27 protein-coding genes and 1 tRNA gene are annotated in these 25484 nt (G+C 68.7%); 12 read left to right on the plus strand and 16 right to left on the minus strand.

Annotation, left to right across the window (positions count from 1 at the left end):
• Positions 1 to 119: 119 nt before the first annotated feature.
• On the minus strand, positions 120 to 1448 hold the full coding sequence (locus N1027_RS04280) for an APC family permease (protein ID WP_259505521.1): 1329 nt from the start codon (positions 1446 to 1448) through the stop codon (positions 120 to 122).
• A 70-nt stretch (positions 1449 to 1518) separates the two neighbouring features.
• Between N1027_RS04280 and N1027_RS04285 the strand changes: the two genes are divergently transcribed.
• Positions 1519 to 2886 carry a DUF2252 domain-containing protein gene (locus N1027_RS04285; protein WP_259505522.1) on the plus strand — a complete coding sequence of 456 codons (1368 nt, stop codon included), beginning with the start codon at positions 1519 to 1521 and terminating at the stop codon, positions 2884 to 2886.
• Here the strand turns inward: N1027_RS04285 and N1027_RS04290 are convergent.
• From N1027_RS04290 to N1027_RS04325, 8 genes are all read right to left on the minus strand, one after another.
• Positions 2883 to 3605 carry an SGNH/GDSL hydrolase family protein gene (locus tag N1027_RS04290; protein WP_259505523.1) on the minus strand — a complete coding sequence of 241 codons (723 nt, stop codon included), beginning with the start codon at positions 3603 to 3605 and terminating at the stop codon, positions 2883 to 2885. The two genes, N1027_RS04285 and N1027_RS04290, sit on opposite strands and share 4 nt — an antisense overlap.
• A gap of 78 nt (positions 3606 to 3683) precedes the next feature.
• Complete coding sequence (locus tag N1027_RS04295; protein ID WP_259505525.1) at positions 3684 to 4040, minus strand: hypothetical protein; 357 nt, start codon at positions 4038 to 4040, stop codon at positions 3684 to 3686.
• Between the two features lie 23 nt (positions 4041 to 4063).
• Entirely contained in the window at positions 4064 to 4954 is an 891-nt protein-coding gene (locus N1027_RS04300; RefSeq protein WP_259505527.1) for a prenyltransferase, read from the minus strand.
• Positions 4951 to 5292: a lycopene cyclase domain-containing protein gene (locus N1027_RS04305; RefSeq protein ID WP_259505529.1), complete on the minus strand. Its 342-nt coding sequence runs from the start codon at positions 5290 to 5292 to the stop codon at positions 4951 to 4953. Before N1027_RS04305 ends, N1027_RS04300 begins: the two co-directional genes overlap by 4 nt.
• Positions 5289 to 5630 (minus strand): lycopene cyclase domain-containing protein, encoded by a 342-nt coding sequence (locus N1027_RS04310; protein WP_259505531.1) that lies wholly within the window; start codon positions 5628 to 5630, stop codon positions 5289 to 5291. Before N1027_RS04310 ends, N1027_RS04305 begins: the two co-directional genes overlap by 4 nt.
• A 15-nt stretch (positions 5631 to 5645) precedes the next feature.
• Positions 5646 to 7511, minus strand: a complete 1866-nt coding sequence (gene crtI, locus N1027_RS04315; protein WP_259505533.1) for a phytoene desaturase family protein — start codon at positions 7509 to 7511, stop codon at positions 5646 to 5648.
• Positions 7508 to 8479 (minus strand): phytoene/squalene synthase family protein, encoded by a 972-nt coding sequence (locus N1027_RS04320; protein ID WP_259505541.1) that lies wholly within the window; start codon positions 8477 to 8479, stop codon positions 7508 to 7510. Before N1027_RS04320 ends, crtI begins: the two co-directional genes overlap by 4 nt.
• 64 nt (positions 8480 to 8543) lie before the next feature.
• Positions 8544 to 9668, minus strand: a complete 1125-nt coding sequence (locus tag N1027_RS04325) for a polyprenyl synthetase family protein (protein WP_259505543.1) — start codon at positions 9666 to 9668, stop codon at positions 8544 to 8546.
• 45 nt (positions 9669 to 9713) lie between these two features.
• On the opposite strand from N1027_RS04325, the gene idi reads away from it, so the two are divergent.
• Both idi and N1027_RS04335 read left to right on the plus strand, forming a co-directional pair.
• Positions 9714 to 10229: an isopentenyl-diphosphate Delta-isomerase gene (gene idi / locus N1027_RS04330; RefSeq protein ID WP_259505545.1), complete on the plus strand. Its 516-nt coding sequence runs from the start codon at positions 9714 to 9716 to the stop codon at positions 10227 to 10229.
• A gap of 10 nt (positions 10230 to 10239) precedes the next feature.
• Positions 10240 to 11661, plus strand: coding sequence for an alanine--tRNA ligase-related protein (locus N1027_RS04335; protein WP_259505547.1), 1422 nt, complete (start codon positions 10240 to 10242; stop codon positions 11659 to 11661).
• A 144-nt stretch (positions 11662 to 11805) separates the two neighbouring features.
• Here the strand turns inward: N1027_RS04335 and dcd are convergent, their stop codons facing one another.
• Positions 11806 to 12411, minus strand: a complete 606-nt coding sequence (gene dcd / locus N1027_RS04340; RefSeq protein WP_259505549.1) for a dCTP deaminase — start codon at positions 12409 to 12411, stop codon at positions 11806 to 11808.
• A gap of 132 nt (positions 12412 to 12543) precedes the next feature.
• On the opposite strand from dcd, the gene N1027_RS04345 reads away from it, so the two are divergent.
• From N1027_RS04345 to N1027_RS04355, 3 genes are all read left to right on the plus strand, one after another.
• Positions 12544 to 12729, plus strand: a complete 186-nt coding sequence (locus tag N1027_RS04345; protein ID WP_259505551.1) for a hypothetical protein — start codon at positions 12544 to 12546, stop codon at positions 12727 to 12729.
• Positions 12730 to 12763: 34 nt separating this feature from the next.
• A tRNA-Gly gene (locus N1027_RS04350) sits at positions 12764 to 12834 on the plus strand.
• Between the two features lie 47 nt (positions 12835 to 12881).
• Positions 12882 to 13274 (plus strand): DoxX family protein, encoded by a 393-nt coding sequence (locus tag N1027_RS04355; RefSeq protein WP_259505553.1) that lies wholly within the window; start codon positions 12882 to 12884, stop codon positions 13272 to 13274.
• Here N1027_RS04355 and N1027_RS04360 read toward each other — a convergent pair.
• The 4 genes from N1027_RS04360 to N1027_RS04375 all read right to left on the minus strand — a co-directional run bounded on the left by N1027_RS04360 (position 13218) and on the right by N1027_RS04375 (position 17822).
• A complete protein-coding gene (locus tag N1027_RS04360; protein ID WP_259505555.1) occupies positions 13218 to 14135 on the minus strand; it encodes a hypothetical protein in 918 nt (305 codons plus the stop codon). The two genes, N1027_RS04355 and N1027_RS04360, sit on opposite strands and share 57 nt — an antisense overlap.
• On the minus strand, positions 14135 to 16927 hold the full coding sequence (locus tag N1027_RS04365) for a DUF4062 domain-containing protein (RefSeq protein ID WP_259505557.1): 2793 nt from the start codon (positions 16925 to 16927) through the stop codon (positions 14135 to 14137). The genes N1027_RS04360 and N1027_RS04365 overlap by 1 nt, the downstream gene beginning before the upstream one ends.
• Positions 16928 to 17089: 162 nt before the next feature.
• Positions 17090 to 17482 (minus strand): DUF3800 domain-containing protein, encoded by a 393-nt coding sequence (locus N1027_RS04370; RefSeq protein WP_259505559.1) that lies wholly within the window; start codon positions 17480 to 17482, stop codon positions 17090 to 17092.
• Between the two features lie 16 nt (positions 17483 to 17498).
• The gene (locus N1027_RS04375; protein ID WP_259505561.1) at positions 17499 to 17822 is read right to left on the minus strand and encodes a DUF3800 domain-containing protein; all 324 of its coding nucleotides are present in this window, start codon (positions 17820 to 17822) and stop codon (positions 17499 to 17501) included.
• 102 nt (positions 17823 to 17924) lie between these two features.
• On the opposite strand from N1027_RS04375, the gene N1027_RS04380 reads away from it, so the two are divergent.
• From N1027_RS04380 to N1027_RS04405, 6 genes are all read left to right on the plus strand, one after another.
• The gene (locus N1027_RS04380; RefSeq protein WP_259505563.1) at positions 17925 to 18992 is read left to right on the plus strand and encodes an alpha/beta hydrolase; all 1068 of its coding nucleotides are present in this window, start codon (positions 17925 to 17927) and stop codon (positions 18990 to 18992) included.
• Positions 18993 to 19001: 9 nt separating this feature from the next.
• A complete protein-coding gene (locus N1027_RS04385) occupies positions 19002 to 20033 on the plus strand; it encodes a nucleoside hydrolase (protein ID WP_259505565.1) in 1032 nt (343 codons plus the stop codon).
• A complete protein-coding gene (locus tag N1027_RS04390) occupies positions 20033 to 21076 on the plus strand; it encodes an MBL fold metallo-hydrolase (protein WP_259505566.1) in 1044 nt (347 codons plus the stop codon). The genes N1027_RS04385 and N1027_RS04390 overlap by 1 nt, the downstream gene beginning before the upstream one ends.
• A 115-nt stretch (positions 21077 to 21191) precedes the next feature.
• The gene (locus tag N1027_RS04395; RefSeq protein ID WP_259505569.1) at positions 21192 to 21839 is read left to right on the plus strand and encodes a dienelactone hydrolase family protein; all 648 of its coding nucleotides are present in this window, start codon (positions 21192 to 21194) and stop codon (positions 21837 to 21839) included.
• Positions 21840 to 21866: 27 nt separating this feature from the next.
• Entirely contained in the window at positions 21867 to 22169 is a 303-nt protein-coding gene (locus tag N1027_RS04400) for a DUF2470 domain-containing protein (RefSeq protein ID WP_259505571.1), read from the plus strand.
• A gap of 82 nt (positions 22170 to 22251) precedes the next feature.
• Entirely contained in the window at positions 22252 to 22905 is a 654-nt protein-coding gene (locus tag N1027_RS04405) for a biliverdin-producing heme oxygenase (protein ID WP_259505572.1), read from the plus strand.
• 14 nt (positions 22906 to 22919) lie between these two features.
• Here N1027_RS04405 and N1027_RS04410 read toward each other — a convergent pair whose 3' ends face one another.
• Positions 22920 to 23468 (minus strand): hypothetical protein, encoded by a 549-nt coding sequence (locus tag N1027_RS04410; RefSeq protein WP_259505573.1) that lies wholly within the window; start codon positions 23466 to 23468, stop codon positions 22920 to 22922.
• Positions 23469 to 23478: 10 nt separating this feature from the next.
• Positions 23479 to 25482, minus strand: a complete 2004-nt coding sequence (locus N1027_RS04415) for a YhgE/Pip domain-containing protein (RefSeq protein ID WP_259505575.1) — start codon at positions 25480 to 25482, stop codon at positions 23479 to 23481.
• Positions 25483 to 25484: the final 2 nt, after the last annotated feature.

The raw sequence follows: 25484 nt of genomic DNA on the forward strand, positions 1-25484 counted from the left end.
GCCGACCGCGCGAACGCACGTGGTTGCCGCGGACTTCTCCAAACGAGCCGCCCACCTCGCCTCTCTGGCGGAGCGGTCGGCGTCACGTTTGGAGAAGTCCGCGTGAAACCCCTCGGTACTCAGGGGCGGAGGCGGGACCGCGCACGCACCACCAGGCGCAACAGGATGCCCGCCGCGAGCACCGCCGCGCCCACGACCACCGCGAGCGGGGGCAGCGTCACCACGAGCACCACACAGCCCACCGCTCCGAGCACCGGCAGCCAGCGCCAGTAGCGGCGCTCTGCCCGAGGCTGCGTGAACGCCGACAGGTTCGCCACGAAGTAATAGAGGAGCACACCGAACGAGGAGAACCCGATCGCCCCGCGCAGATCGACCGTGAGAACCAGCAGCACCACGACGGCCCCCAGCACCAGCTCGGCCCGATGCGGCACCGAGTATCGCGGATGCACCGCACTCAGCCAGCGAGGCAGGTCGCCTTCGCGAGCCATGGCGAGCGTCGTGCGCCCGATGCCGGCGATCAGGGCGAGCAACGCCCCGAGCGACGCGAGCGCCGCCCCCACCGTCACGACCGGAACGGCCCACGCCCACCCGTTTGCCTCGACCGTGGCTGTGAGCGGATCGGGCGTCGTGGCCACACCGGCAGGCCCCAGAGCGCCGAGGGTGACCACGGCGATCGCCGCGTAGACCACGACCGCCACGAGGAACGCGATCGTGATCGCCCGGGGAATGGTGCGGGCCGGGTCGCGCACTTCCTCGCCCATCGTCGCGATCCGCGCGTAGCCCGCGAAGGCGAAGAAGAGGAGACCGGCCGCTTGCAGCACGCCGTACAGCCCGCCCGGGCCGAAGCCGCCGACACCGTCGCCGCTGAATCCGGCAAGACCACCGCCCGAGTCGCCGCCGGAGCTCGACACGCCCGACACGCCCGCCACGACCCCGGATGCCACGACCACCGCCAGGATCGCCAGCACCACCACCACGATCACCCGCGCCAGCCGCGCCGTGCGGGTGACCCCGAAGTAGTTCACCGTGACCAGCGCTGCCACGGCGAGCGCTGCGACCGGCCGGGCCCACGCATCCGGAACCGCATAGGCCGCGAACGTCAGCGCCATGGCCGCACAACTCGCCGTCTTGCCGATGACGAAGCTCCAGCCGGCGGCGAAACCCCACCACGGGCCGAGGCGTTCGCGCCCGTAGACGTAGGTTCCCCCCGCCGAGGGGTACACGGCCGCGAGCTGCGCCGACGAGGTCGCGTTGCAGAAGGCGACCACCGCGGCCACCACCAGCCCGATCAGCAGCCCCGACCCCGCCGCCGTGGCCGCCGGGCTGAAGGCCGAGAAGATTCCGGCGCCGATCATGGCGCCCAGTCCGATGAACACCGCGTCGCCGAGGCCGAGCCGGCGGGCGAGCGGTGCCGAGGCGGGTGGGGAGACGGATGCGGAACCGGACACGACCGGCACCCTACCGCCCCTCGGTGAACGGCTCACGATCGGGTCCCGTCGGAGCCACTAGCGTTGCGACATGAGCACGCACGTCAGCCGCCTGCAGAGCACCCGCGCCCGGCACCTCACCATCGCGGAGGCCCTGGCAGCCGGGCGGGCTCTGCGCGCCGAGATTCCGCGGTCGTCGCACCGCGACCTGACCGCGGCACCTGCCCCGCGCGACCCGCTCGGCATCCTCGCCGCCCAGAATGCGACGCGCCTCGACCACCTCGTTCCGTTGCGCCTCGAGCGGATGCTCACGAGCCCCTTCGCGTTCTACCGCGGAACCGCCGGCATCATGGCGGCCGATCTCGCCGCCGGCGCCTCGACGGGCATCGACGTGGTCGCCTGCGGCGACGCGCACATCAGCAACTTCGGCCTGTTCGCCTCCCCCCAGCGCACACTGGTGTTCGACCTCAACGACTTCGACGAAGCCGCGGTCTCGCCCTGGGAATGGGACGTCAAGCGCCTCGTCGCGAGCGTCGTCATCGGAGCCGGGGATGCCGGCCACAGCGAGAAGCAGGTTCGTCGCGCGGCGCTCACCACGGCATCCGCCTACCGCACCGCACTCCGCGACATGATGAAGATCGACGCCCTCGAGCGCTACTACACCCGCGTGGACACCGACGAACTGCACCCCGAGCTCGACTCGGCGGCCCAGAAGGTGCTCGGCAAGGCCACCCGCCAGGCACGCCGACGCACCTCGCGCGCCTACCTCGAGAAGATCACGGCCCGCGACGACGACGGCACCCTGCTGATCATCGAAGACCCCCCGGTGCTCACCCACGTGCCCGAAGCGGTCGAGTCCGACGTCGAGGCGCTGTTCGAGCGGTATCGCAGCACCGTGCCCGCCGACATCGCTTTGCTGCTGTCGCACTTCACCCTCAACGACGTGGCCATGCGGGTGGTCGGCGTCGGGAGTGTGGGCACGCGGTGCTACATCCTCATCCTCTCCGGCCCGGCGGGCGAACCGTTGATCCTGCAAGTCAAGGAAGCTCAGCGATCGGTGCTGCAGAACTTCGGCGGCGCGGTCTCGGCGCACGACCACGCTTCCGAGGGACAGCGCGTGGTCGACAACCAGCGCATCCTGCAGGCCGTCTCCGACTCCTTCCTCGGTCATCTGCGCTTCGGCGGCCGCGACTTCTATGTGCGGCAGTTCCGCGACATGAAGGGGTCGATCGACGCCTCGACGCTTCCGCCATCGGAATTCCGCACCTATGTCGCCGGGTGCGGCACCGTGCTCGCCCGTGCCCACGCGCAGAGCCTCGACGCCCCCGTCATCGCGGGATATCTCGGTGGCTCCCGCGAGTTCGACGAGGCGGTGGTCGACTGGTCGTTCGCCTACGCCGATCAGTCGCTCGGCGACTTCGAAGGACTGCGGGATGCGGTCTCCCGCGGCGATATCTAGCCCTCACCCACGCGCGGCGCCGGGATCAACCCCGCCACGATCGAGTGGCCCCGCGCCGTGAAGTGGATGCCGTCGGCGTTCACGTCGGGCCGGAGAACCGACGGCTTCAGCGGGTCGCGGAGCGCGTAGTCGGCGTCGAGCACCCGGTCGACGCCGTACGGCCCGAGCGCGAGCCAGGCGTTCCAGTCGAGTCGCGTCTTCTCGGCCGCTCCCCCCAGGTCGCGCGGCGGCTCGGTGAGGGCGTACACCGTCGCATCGGGCCAGAGAGTGTGCACCTGGGTCACCACCGCGCCCCAGTCCCGCTCGATGTCGGCGAGGGGGCGGCCGTGCGCGATGTCGTTCGACGCCGCCCAGATCGTGACGATGTCGGGATCGAGCTCGCCGAACTCGTCCCATTTCGCCGCGCCGGGCGCGAACACCGTCGTCTCGGCCCCCGGCGAGGCGAACGAGACAGCCGCCGCATCGTTGCTCGACGCCCACTGCTGCGGCCACGCGGTCTGCTCGCCGCGTGTCGGGAACGCGGCGGTCTGATAGCTGCCGGGGGCGTTGAGGGAATGGCCGATGCTTACCAGAAGGGGCGCGTGACCCGAGTAGACGTACTCGATCCAGACGTCGAAGTAGCTGAGGTAGCCGAGCACGCCCGGTGCGCCGTCGGCGTTCGCCCGCGAGGAGCCGGCGTCGGTGGTGATCCAGGAGAGCCCCGGATTCGTGGCGAGCACGGCTCCGGCGGGAGCCGTCCAGCCGAGCGAGAGCAGGTAGCCGGTATGGGCGTCGATCGAGAACTGATCGGGTTCGATCTAGTCGCTCACGAATCCGTCGGTGGAGAGGTTCGCGGTGCCGGCGACACCGGTCGATGTCGACGCGAAGACTCCGCTCGGCCCGGCCTCGCCTCCCACGACCTGCTCACCGACGTAGACACCGGTGATCGTCACCGGCGTCGGAAAAGCCTCCTCCGAATCGAACTGCCAGTTGCGGATGTGCACACGGAACGCATCCGCCGGCACTCCGAGCTCGAAGGGCAAGCGCATGCTGGCGTCCATCGGCGCTCCCGCACTCGGCACCGCCCTGTCGGTGGTGTGACCGAAGCTGAAGGCTGCCGACGTGCGCGATTCGCCGGCGCGCCGTTCGAGCACCAGGCCGGGCGCGTCATCCACCGATTCTAGGCAGACGGAGCTGCTCAGCCCGACGGCACCAGCACGTAATGGCCCGCGGGATAGAGGAACCAGGTCCAGATGAGCAGCAGCGTCACGAGGAACCCCGTCGCGAAGTTCAGCGCGAGGAACCGTCGCCAGCCCGCGTTGGCGCGCTCCGCATCCGCGTCGCGGAGCGACCAGAACGGCAGCACGCTCACGGCATAGGGCAGGATCAGCAGGGCCGCGAGCGGGCCCGGCCACGAGGTGAACAGCAGCAGCACGCCGGCGAGGAGATAGGCGGAGAAGGCGAAACGCACGGTCGCGGCGGCCCCGATGACCGTGGCCACGGAGCCGATGCCGCCCTCCCGATCGGCCACGATGTCTTGCACCGCGCCGAAGGCGTGGCTGGCGATGCCCCAGAGGAAGAACGCGGCGAGCACGGCCCAGATGCTCGGCGTGAAGACCGCGCCCGCGAGCACGAGGCCGTAGACGGCGGGGCTCACGAAGTGGGTGCTGGAGGTGAGCGAATCGAGGAAGGGCCGCTCTTTGAAGCGCAGACGCGGTGCACTGTAGGCGATGAGGGCGAACACGCTGACCGCCAGCACGAGCCAGGACAGCGGGCTGCCCACCAGCACCAGGAACACCAGGAAGGGCACGTTCGTGACCACGACAGCCCATAGCGTCACGCGGTGCAGGGAGCGGTCGAGCACCGCGCCCTCGACGCCGCCCTTGCGCGGATTGCGCAGGTCGGACTCGTAGTCGAACACGTCGTTGATGCCGTACATCGCGAGGTTGTAGGGCACCAGGAAGTAGAGGGTGCCGAGCACGAAGACGAGGTCGAGCTCTCGCGTCGTGAGCAGATAGCCGGCCGCAAAGGGGAACGCCGTGTTCACCCAGGAGAGCGGGCGGGAGGAGAGGAGGAGCTGGCGGATCACTCGCGGTCGCCCGTCAGCGCGGCGCGGGGCCGGTCGAGCAGCAGCCACAACGACGGAAGCAAGAACACGGCGGCGAGCGCGTAGGCGAAGTCCTCCAGCGGTGCGATGCCCACGAAGGCCCCGCTGATGCGGGCTTCGTCGTAGCCCACCAGCCCGATGGCGATCATGACGTTGTCGAACACCGCGGTGAGCACCAGCAGCACACCGAGGGTGACGCCGAACGCCGCCATGACGCCGCGCCGCGCATCCGTCGGCCGGCGGCGCACGACCACGAAAGCGACCACCACCACGGCCAGAACCACCGCCAGGAAGACCAGATTGAGTGCCCAGTACGTCATCCGAGCCCCTGCCCTCGTCTGACCCGCCCCGACAAGAGGATCATATGCACCCCGCGGAATACGTTCATCGTGAGGTAGCAGAGCAGGGTGAGGAAGAAGAGCTCCTCGAGGGGCAGCTCCGGGCCGATGAGGATGCCCGTCATGAATGCGGTCTCGCCCCGGAAGAAGATTCCGAGCCCGATGCCGAAGAGATCCCAGAGCAGGAAGAAGGCCACGCCCACGGCCAGCACCACGGCCGCCCGCCGTGGACGATCGAAGAAGAACAGCCGGAAGCGGCGATCGAGCACCACCATCCCCCCGAGCGAAACGAGCAGCGCGGCGAGATAGAGGATGCCCATGATCGGCCGCTCGAATCAGCGTCGGTCGGCCGGCGCGCCGGGCTGCGGATCGACCGGGGCGCCCGGACGCACGGCGCCGAGCGGCTCCGGCAGAGGCCCGGTGGAGGTGTCGCCGTGCAGCCGCTTGATGACGAGTTCGGCACTGATCAGACACATCGGCAACCCGATTCCGGGCGTCGTCGACGCACCGGCGTAGTAGAGGCCGTCGACCTTCGTGCTCACGTTGCGGGCCCGGAAGAAGGCACTCTGACGCAGGGTGTGAGCTGGGCCGAGCGCTGTTCCCTTCCAGGAATTGAGATCGGCCGCGAAGTCGGCCGGGCCGACGGTTCGACGCACGACCACGCGTTCCGCGAGGTCGGGGATGCCTGCCCAGTCGGCGATCTGGGCGATCGCGGCGTCGGCCAGGGCCTCGACCCGCGCGTCACCGGCACCGTCGATCCCGCCCGCGCCGATCGAGGGATCGGCCGGGATCGGCACCAGCACGAACAGGTTCTCGTGCCCCTCCGGCGCCACCGCGTCGTCGGTGGCGCTCGGCCGGCACACGTAGATCGAGGCCGGATCGGGCACGGACGTGCGATGCGGGGTCGCCCCGGTGCCGGTGCCGAAGATCTTCTCGAAGTCGCTCTTCCAGCTCTTCGTGAAGAACAGGGTGTGGTGCTCGAGCTGCGGCAGCTCGCCGCGCACACCGAGCATCACGAGGAGAGCGCTCGGCCCGGCGACCTTCTTCTGCCAGTAGGCCTCGGGATAGGTCTGGAGCTCGGGCAACAGCATGGCGGTCTCGGTGTGCCAGAGGTCGGCGGTGGAGACCACGAGGCCGGCCTCGAGCGAATGCGCACGACCGTCGGCGTCGGTGTAGTGCACGCCGCCGACGCGCGGCCGGGTGGAGGCGGGGGTCGGGATGTCGGTGACCGGGGCGGCGTTCGAGACGGCGCGAGCATCCGGCGCGGCTGCGGCTGCCCCGCTCGCTGACCGCGTCGGCGCAGGCTCCTCGCCCGAGAGCATCCGTCGCAGTTCGTCGCGGTCGATCACGTTGGTGTCGAACTCGGTGGTCTCGTAGTCGTAGACATCGACCGGGCCGGGCGCTGCCGGCGGTGCGCTTTCGACCTCCATCACGATGCGCGACACCTCGGCCCCGGTCACGATCGTGACGCCCTCGGCGACGGCCAGGCGCTCGATCGCGTCGATCACGGCGGCGATCCCGCCGCGCGGGTAGAGCACTCCTTCGTCGAGGTCGAGATGGCTCATCAGGTGATACATGCTCGGAGCCGCATATGGCGAAGTGCCGAGGAAGACCGCAGGGTAACCCAGCACCTGCTGCAGTCGCGGATCACGCACGGTGCGCGCCGCGAACCCGGCCAGCGGCTCGGTCAGCAGCCGGGTCAGTCGAGGCAGCCGCTTCAGCACGGCACCGGTGAACAGCGGCGACACCTTCTCGAAGGTCGAGTACAGGAAGTACTCCTTCGCCAGCTCGTAAGTGGAGGCCGCCGAATCGAGGTAGCCCGACATCCGCACCCCCGCACCCGGCTCGATCGTCTCGAACAGCTCCAGATTCTCGTCGCGACTAGCGGCGATGTCGATCGACGCGAACTCGCCTTCGAAGTAGACCCGGTAGCCCGGATCGAGCTTCACCAGATCGAGCTGTTCGGCCGCGCTGGTGCCGAGCAGACGGAAGAAGTGGTCGAAGACCTCGGGCATCAGATACCAGGACGGACCGGTGTCGAAGCGGAAACCGTCGTGCTCCCACACGCCGGCGCGGCCGCCCACCCGTTCGTTCTTCTCGAGCAGTGTCACGGCATGACCCTCTCGAGCCAGGAGCGCTGCGCTCGCCAGTCCGCTGATTCCGCCGCCGATCACGATCGCTGTCTTCGCCGTCGTCGTCACTCGATCGTGTCTCCTTCTGCATACCGTCCGGCCGGGCCGGATGGTGTGTGCTCTGCCGTCGCGCGTCTCGGCAAGCTCGAACGCGGGAGCCGGCCGAGCGCCGCCCCTGCAGCTATTCTCGCCTTGACCGGGTTCGGAACCCGAACACGCGTGCGGGCGAGTACGGCTGCGGGCGTGTCGCGGAGGCGGCCGGTGAGCTCCTCGAACAGGCCCTGGGCGAGCACGACGGCCCGCCGACTGGTCGTGGGAAGTCCGGGGAGGCTGGCGCGCGCGATCCGCAGATCTTCGTCGATGTCGGCGATGATCCGCTTCTTCTCGGCCTCGGTGAACGTGGTCACGTCGATTCCGGGGAAGTAGCTGCGGCCGAGCGTGCCGAAGTCGGCGGCGAGGTCGCGGAGGAAGTTGATCTTCTGGAAGGCGGCGCCCAGGTGGCACGCGCCGTCGACGAGCGTGGCGTGCTGCGTCGGAGTCACCGGCACGCCCTTGAGGAAAGCGGCGAGACACATCAGTCCCACCACCTCGGCCGATCCGTAGACGTAGTCGTCGAACGAATCCGGTGTGTGCCGGGTCTCCGAGATGTCGGCTCGCATGGACCGGAAGAAGGGAGCGGTGAGGTCTTCGCCGATGCCGACACGACGCGCGGTCCAGCCGAAGGCGTGCACCACGAGGTTGGTGCTGTAGCCGCAGGACATGGCCGAGCAGGTCTCGCGTTCGAGCGCATCGATGCGTCGTTCGATCTCCACCCGGTCGAGTGAGGCCGACGCCGCGACTCCGTCGACGACCTCGTCGGCCAGGCGCACGAGGGCGTAGATGTTCTCGACGTCTTGCCGCACCGGCTGGGCGAGCAGGCGCGAGGCGAGCCCGAACGACGTGGAGTAGCGGCGGATTACAACGGACGAGGCCTCCATGGCCACCCGGTCGTAGAGGCTCGGCTCGCCGCCCCAGCGCCCCGAGTTCTTGCCGCTCATCTCACCCCGATCGTCGTGCCGTCGAGCTCCGGTGCGCCTGACCGCGCTCCAGGGAGTGCTCGTGTCATCGAACCCTACCGAGCACCGAGGCCACGACGGGGCGGAATTCCTCGCGCGCCGCATCCGGCAATTCCGGATCGACGAGCGCTTCCCAGGCCCGATTCGCGAAATCCCGGGCGAGCGCCTCGGTGAACCGGCGTGACCCCGTCTTCTCGAGCACCTCGCGGATGCGACCGGCCTGGGCTGCGGTGAGATCGGGGGAACCGATGAACCCCTCGACCTCCGCCCATTCCGGGCGCGAAGCCGCGTGGGCCAGCAGCACGGTGCGCTTGCCCTCGCGCAGATCGCCGAGGGTGGTCTTGCCGGTGTCGCGTTCGTCGCCGAACACGCCGAGCAGGTCGTCGACGACCTGATAGGCGATTCCGATGTTGCGGCCGAAGGTGCCGAGCGCTGCGACAGCTGCGGCGGACGCGCCAGCGAGCACCGCTCCCGCCTGCAGCGGCGTCTCGAACGAGTAGACGGCCGTCTTCAGGCGCTCCATCTCGAGGATCTCATCGACGGTGGGCAGTTCGGCAGGTCCGCCCGCACCGCCTCCTGCGCCGCCTCCGCTCCCGGTCGCGCTCGCCCTCCGGAGCGCGAAGTCGACGTCGTAGAGTTCACCCGCCGCCGAGACGAACATCGCCTCGTCGAGCAGGTCATGCAGCCGAGTGCGCAGGATGCCGTCGACGCCTGAGCGATCGATCAGGCGGTAGGCGTTGAAGAGCGCGAGGTCGCCCGCGATGATGGCGACCGACATACCGCGATGCTCGGCATCGGGAAGCGGGATGCCCGCGGTCGTCGCGATGTCGCGGTACCGGCCCGAGACGTTGACCCCTCCGCGCCGCACGAAATCGCGGTCGATCACGTCGTCGTGCACGATCAATGCCGTGTGGAGCAGTTCGAACGCCGCTCCGACGTGCGCGGCCGCATCGAGGTCGGTGCCGCCGAGGGCCTCGTAGGCGGCCATGACCATGCGCGGGCGAACACGCTTGCCCCCCGAGGCATTGCGCTCGAGTGTCTCCCACAGCGCGGCGTATGGCGCGCCCAGCGTTTTCGCCCGATAGTGGGAGTCACTGAAGAAGACCGCCAAGACGCGCTCGACGTGCTGGTGTCGGCGTTGCGACACGGCGAGCAGATCGTGAGTGTCCACGACTCCAACTTACATGGCAACCTTGTAATAAAGGACAATAGTGAAATGACCAGCGATACCGAACAGGTGGTTCTGCTCTCCGACGACGGCGCGCCCATCGGCGTCGCCGACAAACACGAGGTGCACACCGACGACACGCCGCTGCACCTCGCCTTCTCCTGCCATGTCTTCGACGAGACCGGGCGCATCCTGGTCACCCGCCGGGCGCTCACGAAGAGGGCGTGGCCTGGGGTCTGGACGAATTCGTTCTGCGGGCATCCCGGCCCCGACGAGGAATTGGCGGATGCCGTCACCCGCCGAGCCCGTGAAGAGCTCGGTCTCGAACTGGCCGGCTTGGAACTCGTGCTGCCCGACTTCCGCTATCTCGCGATCGACGCATCCGGAATCGTCGAGAACGAGATCTGCCCGGTCTACACCGCCCGCGCGGCCGGTGCGGTGCTGGCGAACCCGGCCGAGGTGGCCGAGTGGCGCTGGGCCGACACGGCCGAGCTGCAGCTCGCGGTGTCGTTGACCCCGTGGGCGTTCAGCCCGTGGCTGGCGCTTCAGCTGCCCCAGCTGTAATGCTGGGCACATGGATGCCCACGAGATCCGGAATTCGTATCTAGCGTTTCTCGAGCAGCACGGTCACACGGTGATCGAACGCGCACCGCTCGTGCCCCGTGGTGACAGCAGCACGCTGTTCAACGGCAGCGGGATGCAGTCGCTCCTGCCCTATCTGCTCGGCGCCGAGCATCCGAACGGCAACCGCCTCACCGACAGCCAGCCCTGCGTGCGGGCGCAGGACATCGACGACGTCGGCGACAACCGCCACACCACCTTCTTCGAGATGCTCGGCAACTGGTCGCTCGGCGACTACTTCAAAGAAGACCAGATCCGCTGGTTCTTCACCTTTCTGGTCGACGTCGTGGGGCTGGACGCCTCGAAGATCTTCGTCACCTGCTTCATCGGCGACGAGGAGAACGGCATCCCGCGCGACACCGAGGCCGCCGACATCTGGCAGCGGGTCTTCGCCGAACGGGGCATCACCGCCGAGGTCGCCGTGATCGGCAGCCAGGCGGATGGCGATGCCCGCGGGGTGCATCCCGGCGAGCGCATCTTCTTCTACGACGGCGGCGAGAACTGGTGGAGCCGCGGCGGCTCACTCGCGGCCACGCCGATCGGCGACCCCTGCGGCCCCGACAGCGAGGTCTTCTACGACTTCGGGCCGGAGTTCCAGGATGCGTCGTACGGGCACGCCCATCCGGCCAGCGACGGCGGGCAGTTCATGGAGATCGGCAATCAGGTCTTCATGCAGTATCGACGGCTGGGCGACGGCTCGTTCGAGGAACTCGCCCGCCGTAACGTCGACTTCGGCGGCGGCCTCGAGCGCATCGCGGCCGCGTCGATCGGGTCGGACGACGTGTTCCGCATCTCGCTGCTCTGGCCGATCATCGTCGCGCTGCAGGATCTCTCCGGCCGCTCCTACGACGACGAGACCACCTCGATGCGGATCATCGCCGATCATCTGCGCGGCGCGACCTTCCTCGCCGTCGACGGCGTGCGGCCCTCGAACAAGGAGCAGGGCTACGTCATGCGGCGCCTGCTGCGCCGCGCGATCCGTCTCGCGCTGTCGCTCGGGCTCACCGAGAACTTCTTCGAGGCGGTCGTGCCGGTGATCGCGGATCTCTACGCTGCCGACTACCCGGAGGTCGCCGCCTCGCGCGACGAAGTGATCGCGGTGCTCGTCAAAGAGGAGAACGCGTTCCGGCGCACCCTCGAGGGCGGGCTGCATGCGCTGGCCGAATACTCGGGCAGCACCCTGACGGGGGCCGACGTCTTCCGGCTCTCCGACACCCACGGATTCCCGAAGGAACTCAGCGTGGAGGAGGCCCGACGTCTGGGCATCGATGTCGACGACGCCTGGGAAGTGGGCTTCGCCGAAGCCCTCGAGGAGCAGCGCGCCCGCTCGCGCGGCGCCACCCGCCTCGGCGCGGCCGGCCTGCCGCACGCCTGAGCCGGCCTGCCGCGCTCGTCCGGCGCCCCGCCCGGGTCGAAACGACGGAGTTTCGGGCGATTTGTCCGGAACGACGGATGCTCAGCCCGAAGTGCACGGCATCCTCCGTCGTTTCGGGCGGGCGGTGCCGGTGACGCGGGGGCGTCACTCCCCGGGAGCGCCCTCGGTGACCGGAGTGACGTCGGTGCGGTGGAAGTTGAGGTGCGAGCGCGAGGCCGTCGGGCCGCGCTGGCCCTGGTAACGGGAGCTGTACTGGCTCGACCCGTAGGGGCGCTCGGTGGGGCTCGAGAGCTGAAAGAAGCAGAGCTGCCCGATTTTCATCCCGGGCCAGAGCTTGATCGGGAGCGTCGCCACGTTGCTCAGCTCGAGGGTCACGTGGCCCGAGAAGCCGGGGTCGATGAATCCGGCCGTCGAGTGGGTCAGCAGGCCGAGCCGGCCCAGCGAGCTCTTGCCCTCGAGCCGGGCGGCGACGTCGTCGGGCAGACCGACGCGCTCGAAGGTCGAACCGAGCACGAATTCGCCGGGGTGCAGGATGAACGGCTCATCGGGCTTGGTCTCGATCAGCCGCGTGAGCTCGGGCTGGTCTTCGGCCGGATCGATGAACGGGTACTTGTGGTTGTCGAACAACCGGAAGTAGCGGTCGAGCCGCACGTCGATCGACGACGGCTGCAGCATCGCCGGCTCGTAGGGCTCGAGGCTGACGCGGTTCTCACGGATCTGGGTGCGGATGTCGCGGTCGGAGAGGAGCACGCAGTCAGTGTAATGGGGGCCGACGCCCGAACACCGACCGCCGTGAACAGCCGCACGGTGCATCAGGACACCATTGCGGTGGGCGATAAGGCGATTTAGGCTGTGCAGTCTGGGGGATTCGGGGGAGGTCGCATGCGTGCGGGGGTTGATCTCGTCTTCTTCATCGCGTGGGCCTCGGTCGGCGTGGTGGGATTGGGCGTGTGGTTCGTGGCCACGTTGCGCCTGTCGCGACGGCGGCCGGCGAAGGTCGATCCGGGTCCGAGCCGGGCGGCGAACACGACCGCACCGGCGGGCGCCACGACACCCGTCTCCGTCTAGGGTTTCTCGAACCGACTGCTATTCTCGACTGCACGCGGATGTAGTTCAATGGCAGAACTTCAGCTTCCCAAGCTGATAGCGCGGGTTCGATTCCCGTCATCCGCTCTCAGAAAACTCCTGACATCATCCGGCGGCGGGTGCAGGATGGGCACATGACTCAGAAGCGCTCCGTCGCCCGCACCGTCGCCCGGGTCGCACTCGGGCTCACGCTGGTGGCCGTAGGAATCACGCACCTCACCGTCGCCCGCAAAGACTTCCAAGCCCAGGTGCCCGACTGGGTGCCGTTCGACAAAGACGCCGTCGTGCTCGCATCCGGTGCCGTGGAGATCACGCTCGGAACAGCACTCACCGTGCTGTCGAAGCATCAAAAGGCCGTTGGCACCGTGGCCGCCCTGTTCTTGACCGCGGTCTTCCCGGGCAACATCTCGCAGTGGGTGAACGGCCGAGACGCGTTCGGTCTCGACAACGACCGCAAGCGCGCGGTGCGCCTACTGTTCCAGCCCCTGCTGGTCGCGTGGGCCCTGTGGTCGACCCGCCGCCGCTAGTCGCCGTTCGCAATAGACGTAGAACGCCGCGTAGGCCAGGAGCGACACCACGATGCCCCCGAAGAACAGGGGTGCAGACGGCCGATCCCAGAGCAGGTCGTTCCAGCGGATGATCAGTGACGCCACGATGAACACCAGGCTGATCAACTCTGCCTGCACCACCGAACGGAACGCACTCCACCGCGAGTCGACGAACAACCACGCGTTCACCACCCCGGGGAGGGTCAGGATGGCTCCCGCCACGCGCGCAGTCAGAGGGGTCAACTCCCACGCCCAGATGTCGATCGCGAGCTGCGGCGCCACGAACAGCACCACCCCGGTGACCGTGGCGATCAGCCCGACCACGGCGAGCAGGCCGCGCAACCAGCGCGGAATCGTGTAGTCGCGCGCATCCGGGGTTCCGGGGTCTTGCGGGCGGTTCAGGATGAACGCCACCAGCACCAGCACGGGCGTGGTGACGTAGAGGGTCACCCAGACGATGAACGAGATATGCCCGAAATGGAATCTGTCCCAGTGCAGGAAGGTGGAGATGGCCAAGAGGCTCGCGAAGACGAAGACGGCGGGAAAGCCCCAGCCCACCGCATGCCACCGTCGAAGCCGGAGACAGGCGGCGAAGAACCAGATGCCACCGATGTAGGCGCAGCCGAGGAGCATGGCGGTGATCGGCGGAACGATGGTCCAGGCGAAGAGCTCGTCGGTGCGGCCGGGCAGGATGTAGAGCAGAACGCTCGCCACCACGAGGAACGGGATGATGATGGCCGAGACCACCCGGGTGTAGGGCAGGATGCGGTCGCCGCGTGTCGATGCGGTTCCCGGCCGCACCGGGGTGGCGGCGGGCTCGGGCGGCGGATGGCTGCTCATCAGGCGTCTTTCTCGCTGAGGGGCGGGGGCGTAGCTGCGGGCGGGGGCGCAGCGGCGCGGGCGTCGGCTTCGCCCGACGGGACTCCGGCGAGCGCGTAGCCCACCACTGCGTCCGTCGGCTCCTCGCGCCCCGCCCGCTGCGCGCGGTCGTAGGCCCGCGCCGCCTCGGGCGACGAAGCCCGGAGTTGCGCGACCAGCGGCGCGTGGAACGTGAATGCCGGCGCGTTGTAGATTCCCGACCGCTCGCGCAGCACCGTGGCCGCACCCTCCAATCGCCCGGCCCGGTCGGCGTCACCGGCCATCGCGGCCAGGGCCACGAGCCCTTCGAGACCGTACGCGATTCCCTCGTCATGACCCATCCGCGCCGAACTCTCGAGGCTGAGCCCGAAGTCCTGGCCCGCTGCAGGCACGTCGCCGAGCAGCAGCCGCGCCCAGCCCAGGTGGTGCAACGCGATCGTCTCGCCGAGTTGATCGCCCTGCTTGCGGGCCAGCATGAGGCTCTCTTCGAACCGGTTGAGTGCCGCGTGCGTCTTCTGCTGCAGCAGGGCGACGCGGCCGAGGCTCACGAGGGCCATCGCCTCACCCCATTGGTCGCCACTGTCGCGGAACAGACCGAGGCTGGTCTCGAGGGCGTCGTCCGCGCGCGCCGGGTCGGGGGTCTCGTTCGCCAGCACGGCGAGAGCCAGCGACACCAGCGCGAGCGCTTCACCGGAGGGTTCACCCTCCTGGCGGAACAGCTCGGCACTCTCGGTGAGACCCTGCGCGACGCGGCCGTCCGGGTCTTGCCAGAAGGTGATCGCCTGGGTGAAGTAGAGCGCGATGGCCCGAGCGCGGGGAGAGGGCCGGCCCTCGGATGCGTCGAGCAGTTCCTGCATCCACCCCCGCACTTCGCCGAGGTGGCCGCCCACCCACCAGTACACGTAGAGGGTCCAGGCGAAGTCGGCGCACCGGTCGAGTTCGCCGGTGTCGAGCAGGTGCCGGGCGGTGGCCCGCAGGTTGTCGCGGTCGTCGGTGAGCCGCGCCATCCAGTCGCGCTGCTCGGGGCCCTCGAGCGCGAACTCGCTCTCGCGACCGAGGGCGATGTAGAACTCCGCATGCCGTTCGAGCAATATGTCGAGCGCATCGTCGGGCTGGGCTCCCAATTGTTCCAGCGCGTACTCGCGAACGGTGGCGAGCATCGAGAAGCGTGAGCGGGTGCCGCGGTCGTGCTGGCTCACCAGGCTCGCATCGACGAGCAGCCCGACCAGCGACAGCGTGTCGGGCAAGGCGGGCAGGGGGCCGGATGCGCCCGACACCGCCTCAGCCGCCTCCAGCGAGAACCCGCCCTCGAACACGCCGAGGCGCGCGAGCAGCGCCTTCTCCGAATCGCCCAGCAATTGGGTGCTCCACTCGATCGTGCTCCGGAGCGTCTGCTGGCGCGCCGGAAGATCGCGCGCACCCCCGACCAGCAGCGGGAGCCGGCGGTCGAGTCGGGCGAGCATGTCGGTCGGGGTGAGCACACGCATCCGGGCCGCGGCGAGTTCGAGGGCGAGGGGAACGCCGTCGAGTGCATCGCAGATCCGGGCGACGGCCTCGACGTTGTCGGCGTCGATCTCGAAGTCGGGCTTCACGGCATGAACGCGCTCCACGAAGAGACTGACGGATGCGCAGCCCGTCACTTCGCCGAGACTGGGGTGCCGCTCCCAGTCGGGCAGACCGAGCGGGCCCACCTCGTAGCTCTTCTCGGCCGAGATGTGCAGTAGCGAACGACTCGTGACCACGGCGACGACTCCGGGCGCCATCGCGAGCAGCGCGGCGAGTAGTGTCGCAGCGTCGAGCACCTGCTCGAAGTTGTCGAGCACGAGCAGGATGCGCCGCTCCCGCAGTGCGGTCTCGACCTTCTCGAGGAGCGGGGCATCGCCGGTGTCGCGCACGCCGATCGACTGCGCGATGGCGAGTGGCACGAGCGCGGGGTCGTGCACCGCGGAGAGATCGATGAAGGCGGCGCCGTCGGCGAAGTCGGGGGCGAGTCGCTCGGCGACTTCGATTGCGAGGCGACTCTTGCCGATTCCGCCGGGGCCGGTGAGTGTGATGAGCCGCGTGCCGGGCCGGCGGAGCATGGCCGACACGTCGTCGACCTCGCGAGCGCGGCCGATCAGCGCGGTGACCTGAGCGGGCAGCGGAACGGAGCGAGCCGGGGGAGTGGGGGAGAAGGCGGCGGGCGCTTCGTCGGCGGGTGCGGGCGGAGCCGATGTCGCCTTCGCACCCGCTGTATCGGACGCCCCCGGAGCGAGGTCGGCGGGCACCGGCGACACGGCCGACATCCCCCGACTCTGATCGAACCGTTCGGCGAGCAGTGTCGCGAGATCGGCGGTGAGCAACCGGCCGAGTTCTCGCGAATCGGAGAAGTACTTGAAGGAGGCGGTGTCGTCGTCGCGCACACGATCGAGCAGCGTGTCGAGGCGGGCTTCGCGCGCCGGTGCCGGCTGCTTGATGTACATGAGTTTCGGCATCGACCACGGGGCGAGGAGGTACTCGTCTTCGAGGCCCGACACCTCTTCCTCGGGGGCGACCCAGCCGTAGCGCTCCCAGTACAGGCCCACGAAGACGTCGCTCTGTGCCAGGTAGGCGCGGTAGAGCTCGCGCGGCGGATGGGGCCGAGCACCGAGCTCGAACATGACCGGTGCCAGCTGGAGTCGTTCTATCGCCGTGCGCGCCGATCGACGCTCAGGAGCGAGCTCCTTGAGCGTGGAGGAGACGAACACGCGCAGCCGCTGGTCGGGGGTGCGGATGCGGGCTTCGGTCGGGCCCATGCTTGATTCTGTTGCGGCGCGCCTCCGAAGTCCACCCCTCAGTGGCATCCGGATGTTTGACCGAGCGCTAGATGAGGTATGCTTATCTCAAGTGGATTGGGCTATCCCGGTCGGCGTCAGGCTCTCGATTCGTCGGGAGCATTTCGCTTTAACCGGAGTTCGTCACGGATACACCTTGAGCCCGTAGCCGAGTACTTCACCCGTCTTCGATCGGGCGATCTTGCGGCACACGACATCCCAGGCGCGATTGGTCTGCTGCGGGCGGATGAGATGCACGCCGATCGGCCGTGCCACCATGTCGGCCAACTGCAAACCGGGACTGTTCACCTGCTTGCTCGCAATCATGAATTCCAACGTCTGCGGCATCCCACGCATCCTCGTCGTTGCCATGATGCGCTCGAACTCCGCCTTCAGCGCAGAGTCTTCCGACTTGCCCCTGCTTTCGAAGATCACGAAGGTGCGGCGCCCCGCTTGGCCGCGCGACTGCAGCTGCAGGAAGACACGCTCCAATCCGAACATGAGTGCGACGTCGTATGGGCTGATGTCATTTCCCACCCGCGCCTTGAACTCCCTACGACGCGACCACGCCGAACCTGGCCTCGACGATGACGCGCGTCAGATCGGCCAGGAAGTCGCACCGCAACTGACTGTCGCGCAAGATCTGGAACGGCGCCTTCTCCTTACGGATCTCGTGTTCGTGCAGCACCACCATGTCGTGTCCGAAGTACCGGAATTTGAGATCTTCAACGGCGGGGATGACGCGACGCACGTAGTGGGGTACATGGAAGATGCAGAACGCCAGCACGAAGACCGGGTACTCGCGATCGATGCTCACGAGACTGTGATCGCCGCTCTCGTCGACGTAGACGACGTAGTCGCCGAATGGAGTGGACACCAAATGAGATTATCGAGCTTCTCTCATTTCAGCAAGGACGCATGCGGCTGGCTCACGGGGCGCGCACAGGGGGTGTGCGGTCGGGGCTCGTAGTGTGACGGGATGACTACGATCGCACCCGGGCGCAGCCGGTGGAGCTGGGCCTCCATCAAGAACGCCGGCTTCGTGCAGCGCCTTCCCGTGTGGGTATGGCGGCTGCTGATGCACACCGTGAGCCGTAGCGAACGCACCCGGTTCAACGTCGATCCGATCACCGCAGTCGACTACCGGCTCGACATCGACTTCGTGGGCGACGGCATCCGCGCGCACCGGCTCGACGTCATCAGCCCGCGCCTGGGCACCGCAGGCCATCATCCGGCCACCCCGCTGCCCGTCTACGTCTACTTCCACGGCGGAGGCTGGACCTCCGGCGACAAGGACGCGCTCACCAAGTACTGCGCCAGCCAGGCTCTCGGCGGCATGGTGGTGGTGAACGTCAACTACCGGCGCGCGACGCAGTTCACCATGTCGCACATGGTGCACGACGCCAATGCCGCTCTTGCCTGGGTCTCGGCCAACATCGCTGACTTCGGCGGCGACCCGGAGCGCATCGTGCTCGGCGGCGACTCCGCCGGCGGCCAGCTCTCCGCCCTGCTCGCCGCAGCGCACTTCCGCGACGAGCTCGCCGACCACTACGACATCACCCCGGCCGTTCCTCGCACTCATCTGCGCGGCCTCGTGCAGCACTGCAGCGTGGTCGACTTCTCGGTGATGTTCGAGCGGGGCTTCATCCTGGGCCTCGGCTTCATCCGGATGCTGCTGCCCGGCCCCCTCCGCAGCACGCGCAGCCGCGGCGAACTACGCCGCGCCGCCGACTACCTCTCGCCCATCGAGTGGCTCGATTCGGAGTTCCCGCCGGTGTTCGTCACCACCTCCGAGCGCGACTACTTCTACACCGCGAACCTCAATTTCATCGCCCGCTTGCGCGAGCACCAGGTGCGGGTGGATGCGCTCATCTACGATCGCGACAACGCCAACACCCTGCACACCTGGCAGCAGAACTACCGCTACCCGGAGTCACAGGAGGTCTACCAGCGGCTGCAGCACTTCGTGCGCGAGGTCACGGGCACCACCACGGAGCCGGGCACCGGCCACACCCTGGCCGGTTCAGGCACTCCCGCATCGCGATAGATTGAGCGCGTGACGCACCCCGTTCTGCTCGACGTCGACACGGGTGTCGACGATGCCTTGGCCATCCTCTTCGCGGTCGCGCATCCCGAGATCGAGCTGCTCGGAATCACCTGCGTCGCCGGCAACACCTCCCTCGAGAACGTGGTGGCCAACACCCTGCGCGTGCTCGACGTCGCCGACGCTCCGCCCGTTCCCGTGGCCGGCGGAGCGATCCGACCGCTGATCGAGGCCGCGCGGGCTTCGCACGCCCACGGCTCCGACGGCTTCGGGGAGTTGAGCGCCGACCCGGACTTCGCCCATCCGCACTCCTTCCGAGCGGCCGACCCACGGCACGCGGTCGACCTGCTGCGCGATCTGCTGCTCTCCGCCGCCGAGCCGGTGACGATCGTGGCGCTGGCCCCGCAGACGAACCTCGCGCTGCTGCTCCGCCAGCATCCCGAACTCGCGCCGCAGATCGAACGCATCCTCTTCATGGGCGGGTCAGCCGGGGTCGGCAATGCGACTCCCGTCGCCGAATTCAACGTCTGGCACGACCCGGAGGCCGCGGCCATCGTGCTCGATTCGAGCGTGCAGACCTTCATGTACGGCCTCGACGTCTTCAACCAGGTCACGATCGACCGGGCCGACGCCGATTCCCTCCTGGCCGCGCCCGGCGCATCCGCTCGCCTCGCGGGCAGACTGCTGCAGTTCCCGATGGGCGACGACCCGGATGCGCCGAACGAAAGCGCTGCAGCCGCGGACGCGGCCCCGTCGTACACCGGTCACATCGGCGATGCCGGAGCCCTCTGCGCCCTGGTCGACCCCGGCGCCCTCCGCATCGAGCGTCGCCCGGTGCGTGTCGAGCTCGCCGGGTTCGCACGCGGTCAGACCATCGTCGACCGCCGCCAGCGGGTGGGTGAAGACGCGATCCACGCCGGTGCAGCCGCCGGATCGGGCAGCGCGGGCACCCTGCCCGGCACCACCCTCGTCGACGTCGCTCTCGACGTCGATCGCTCCCGCTACGCCCGGCTCTTTCTCGACACCATCGCGCGCCTGCCGTGATGCGGGCCCTGAGCGAACCCGAATTCGCCGCCGAGACCAGCGGCGGCACCGCTCCGGCGCCGGCCCGCGCGGCCGACGACGTCTGGGTGCTGCCGCAGCCGATGCCGAACGAGTACTCCCCGCACTACTCACTGAGCTACCTGGTTCGAGACGCCCACGGTGGTCTGCACCTCATCGATCCCGGGCTGGACAGTGACGAGAACCGGGCGCGGCTGTCCGCCCTGCTCGGCGAGATCGCCCGCGAGACCGGCAGCGCGGGTAGTGCCGGCGTCGTGAATGAAGCCCCCGCCCTCGCCTCCATCACGGTCACACACTTGCATCGCGACCATCTCGGCATGGCCGAGCGCCTGCGTCGCGAGACGGGTGTTCCCGTCGCCTTGCACCGCGAGGAGCAGGCGTCGCTCGGCCGCCTGCTCGAAGCCATGCCGCAGCACGCCGAGATCCAGGCCGAGCGTGCAGCGGGCTGGGGGGTTCCGGCCGAACGGATGCCCGAACTCGCCGCGGCCGCCGATCGCGCGGCCAGCGGCGGCGCAGAGTCCTCCCTCCGTGCCGACCTGCTGCTCGACGACGGGGAGCTGCTGGCGATTCCGGGGCGGCGCATCCGTGTGCTCCATACCCCGGGGCACACACCAGGGCACGTGTGTCTCCACGACCTCGACCACGGCATCCTGTTCACCGGCGACCACGTGCTGCCCTCGATCTACCCGGGCATCGGTCTCGGCGGGCCGGCTGCCGACCCGATCGGCGACTACCTGCGCTCCCTCGACCAGGTGGCGGCCCTCGACACCGGCGCAACCTCTGTCTTTCCCGGTCACGGCTACCGCTTCCGCGGCCTCGCGGAACGCGTCGCCGCCACCCGACGCCACCATCTCACCCGCTCGGCCCAGGTCGCCGCGGTGCTGGACGCGCATCCACACGCCACGATCTGGGAGATCGCGTCACGCATCCACTGGACCGCCGGCTGGGCCAACATGCGCGGCTTCTTCCTCTCATCGGCCCTCACCCAGACCCAGATGCACGTCGACCACCTCGCCGCGCGCTGACCTCGCATCGAGTGGGCACGATTCGTGCCCATCACCCTCGGTGTGCGACGAAACGTGCCCACTCGATCAGGAACACGCGAGCCGTGCAAGAATCGAGGCAACGACCGGAGGAGCCGTGGCCGAATTCGTCGACATCCCGTCTCCGGGCTGGCCTCTGGAGTACGGCGAACCGGGCCGCCCCACGATCGTGCTCGTGCATGACTCCTATGGGCGGCTGCCCTACCTCGAGGCGTACGCCCGCTCGCTCGCGAATCAGGGCTTCTTCGTGACGGTGCCCGATCTCTTCCACGGCGTCGCGACCATCCAGCCTGAAGGCGCAGCCGAACTCGCCGACCGCATCGACGACGGATTCGCCCTCGCGACCCTCGACGACGCAGTCGCGCTCGGACGCGGTCACGGCGCCAATCGCGTGGGCTTGATCGGCCTCGGGCTCGGCGGGCGTCTCGCTCTCCGGCTCGCCCAGCGCGGGGAGGCGGATGCGGTGGTCGCCTACTACGCGGTGCTCGGCCACGAGGAGGCCGGCATCATCCCCTGCGCCGTGCTGATGCACCGGCCAGAGGGCACCGGATGGGCGGGAGACATCGACGTCGACGAGTTCGTCAGCCGCCTGAAGGAGCATGGCACCCCCGTCACGCAGTACACCTACTCGGCGACGGCCGACGGCTTCGCCAACGCCACGATGCTCGAACTGCTCGACAAGAACGCGGCCGCGCTGGCCTTCGCGCGCTCGACCTACTTCTTGCAGGCGCAGCTGCTCGACTGACACCGTTCTCGACTAGCGTTGGGCGTCGTGACCCTTTTCGCTCCCGACATCGTCGACGCCGTCCTCCGCCACATGAACGGCGACCACAGCGACGACAACCTCCTGATCGCGCGAGCCTTCGTCGATCCGGCCGCGGACGCCAGCACCATGGTCGGCTTCGACGGCGACGAGGGCGTGTGGGAGGTGACCGGCGGTGGCGTGACGAAACGCGCATCCGTCGCCTGGCCGAACGGCCCGATCGCCGACCGCCCCGAGGTGCGCCGCGAGATCGTGGCACTCTACGACGAGGCCTGCGCGGTGCTCGGCATCGAGCCGCGGCCGCACGCGTGACCGTTTTGGGGGAAATCCCTAGAGACCGCGGAGCCTTCCTCCGCTAAAGTTAGGCAACACTAACTCGTCGTGGAATGAGCGTATGGCTGCTGTAATCCCCTTCTCGCAAGCTCTCCGCGAGCGCACCTGGACCGGCCACAGCGACAGCGAGGGCGCGGGCTTCATGACCGACTTGATGAGCGGTAAAGGAACGCGCGACGACTACATCGCGCTGGTCGCCCAGCACTACTTCATCTACGAGGCGCTCGAAGCAGCGGCCGACCGCATGAAGAACGACCCCGTCGCGGCCGCCTTCATCTCGCCGAAACTCACCCGACTGCCCGCGATCGAAGAAGACCTGCGCTTTCTGATCGGGGAGGACTGGCGCGAGCAGGTCACACCGTTGCCGACGACCGCCCGTTACGTGCAGCGGATCAACGAGGTCGCCGCCACCTGGAACGGCGGGTTCATCGCCCACCACTACACGCGTTACCTCGGCGACCTCTCGGGCGGGCAGATCATCCGCACCCTGATGCAGCGTCAGTTCGGCTTCGAGACCAACGGCGTGGGTTTCTACCTCTTCGGCGACATCGCGAAGCCGAAGGAGTTCAAAGAGACCTATCGCGCCCAGCTCGACACGGTCGACTGGGACGACGCCGAACGCGACCGCGTGATCGACGAGGTGATGGTGGCCTACCGCTTCAACACCGAGCTCTTTCTCGACCTCGCCGAGGCCAAGGCATCGGCCGCGGCGTAAGCCTGCCGGCGCGCTCAGAGCTCCTTCAGGAGCCCCTTCCAGTAGCCGCGCCAGTGCTCGACGGCCACCGCCGATTCGAGCTTCGTGTGGTGCACGCCGACTGACGCTTTGCCGGGTGCCTTCTCGTAGATGTTGATCGCCACGAGAGTGCCGTCGTCGAGTCCGCACCGCCAGTAGCGCCACTTGCCCGAACTGCTCGCCTGGCCCTCGCGGGTGATCGGCACGCCACTGAATTCCGTGCGATCGCCGGCCAAGCTCACCCACGCCTCGAGGGCCTCGTCCAGCGAGGCGCTGAGGGTCTTGCTCGCACCCACCGTGAAGTCTCCGTCGCAGCTCTGACCCGGCTCCCGCCGCCCGATCTCCTGCTCGTAGGCCACCGTGATGCCTTGCGCCCACCATCCGCTGTTCGGATGCGTCGCCGCCAGACGCTCGTACACCTCTCGGGCGATCTCGGCGTGCGACCGGTTCGCCGCATCGATCGAGGCGAGGTACGACATCCACTCGTCCCACGGCTGTTCGGTGGCCTTCTCGATGGCCGAGATGTTCGCTGCTCTGGTCGCCATGGCGCCCAGTTTAGGTGGCGACCGGCGAGGGTGCCAGAGGCACGATCTGCACCAGGCTGCGCGATCGGTGACGGGTCACCGCGATGAGGCTGAGAGCGAGCCCGATCGCCGCGAACACCAGGAGCACGACGGCTTCCTGCGCCACGACGGCGAGGGAACCGCCACCGATCAACGCTTGCATGCCCGTGATGGCATGCGATAGCGGGAGCAGGCTCGAAAGTCCGGTGTAGAGCGGGGAACTCAATCCGTTCGGGATGATGACGGCGGCCGCCGCGATCTGCACCACGACGAGCCCCAGCGAGAGCAAGCGCCCCGCCTGTCCGAACAGGGCCACGAGCCCCTGGTGCAGGGTCACGAACGCGAACGACATGAAGAGGGAGAACAGGATGCTCCCCGCGACGTGTGCCGGATGGGCACCCACGAAGAACAGCACGGTCGCCACGACCGCCGCCTGCACGAGCCCGAGCACGACGGCCGGCCAGAGCGAGCCGACCACGACCCGGAAGGTGGAGGCGGTGGAGGCGAGGCCGCGCCGGGTGAAGGGCGTCAGCAGGAGGTAGATGGCGAAGGCGCCGATCCAGAGGGCCATCGGCACGGCGACGGCGGCGATCGCGGCCGCCGGACTCGGCAGAGCAGCGATGTCGGACTGCTCGGTCACCACGGGGTTCGCGACCACGGTCGAGATCGTGTCCTCCTGGGCGGTGGTGTACGTGGGGATCTGGTCGGTGGCCTGCTGCAGACCGTCGGCCAGCTGGTGGGTTCCGGATGCGAGTTGTGCGGCCCCGGGGGTGAGTTGCGCCGCTCCTGCCGAGAGCTGGTTCAGGCCGTCGGAGAGGCCCGCTGTGCCGGCCGCCAGCTGGGTGGCGCCGGAGGAAGCCTGCGAGATGCCGTCGGTGAGCTGCGGGATGTCGGCCGCGAACTGCGCGGCCCCGGCACTGACCTGGTTCGATGCTCCCTCGAGCGCCGTGACACCGAGCGCGTCGAGACCGAGACCGAGCGTGACCCCGAAGGAGCGCACCCTGATGCCGGCAGCGTCCAGCTCGATCCGGTCGAGCCTCCGTACGATCTCGTCGGTCGGCAAGCCTCCCGCGACCTCGCTGCGGAGTGCCGCGATCGTCGACTCGAGATCCTTCTGCGATTGATCGATGCCGTAGGAGTTCACTGTCTCGTCGGCAAGGCGCCCTTTGAGGAAGGTGATGCCCGATGAGACCCCGGCCGTGCCCTCGGCCAGGAGGTCGGCGTACTCCGGCAGGTCGGCCGTCGCCGTTGAGATCTCGTTCAAACCACCCGCCAGCGCCTGCGCACCCGTGTTGAGCTCGGCGCCGCCGGTGGCTGCCGTCGCGAGACCCGTGGCGAGCTGCCCGGCTCCCGTGGTGAGCTGATCGGCCCCGCCCGCGAGCTCCGAGGCAGCCGAAGCCGCCTGGCCGATCGATCCGTTCAGCGTGGTGAACGCGCCGAGCGTGGTGGTGACGAACTGCTTCGTGGCCTGGGTCGACAAGGCCGCCTGGAGGTTCGTGGAGAGCGCGCTGGCGAGCATCTCGGTGACGTAGCTGTTGGCGCCGTTGGTCTGCACCTGCAGCTCAGCCTGCACCGGCGAGGTGCCCGAGATCGACACGTACGACGCCGAGAAGTTCGAGGGGATGGTCACGACCGCCGCGTACTGACCCGACTTCAGTCCGCCGGCGGCGGTGGAGGCATCCGTCACGTTCCACGTGAAACCCTGCCCCGAAGTGCCGGAGGTCAGCTCGCTCACCAGCAGCTTGCCGGCGAGCACCGGTGTGGTCGTGCCGTCGCTCTGCGGCACGTCGACCATGACGTCTTGATTCACCACGGCGGCCGGAAGTGCTGGGCCGGAGGGCGCGGCGGCCGACTGCGTCGGCGAGACCAGGGCGGTCACCGCCACGCCGGCGATCAGCAGCGGTGTGAGCACGGCGAGCACGATGGCGACGCGCCGGGCAACGGGGGTCAAGGATCCGGTGTCGCCGCGGCGCACCAGGGAAGACAGGCTCGTCATGC

It is taken from the genome of Herbiconiux aconitum (assembly GCF_024979235.1).
GTDB lineage: Bacteria > Actinomycetota > Actinomycetes > Actinomycetales > Microbacteriaceae > Herbiconiux > Herbiconiux aconitum.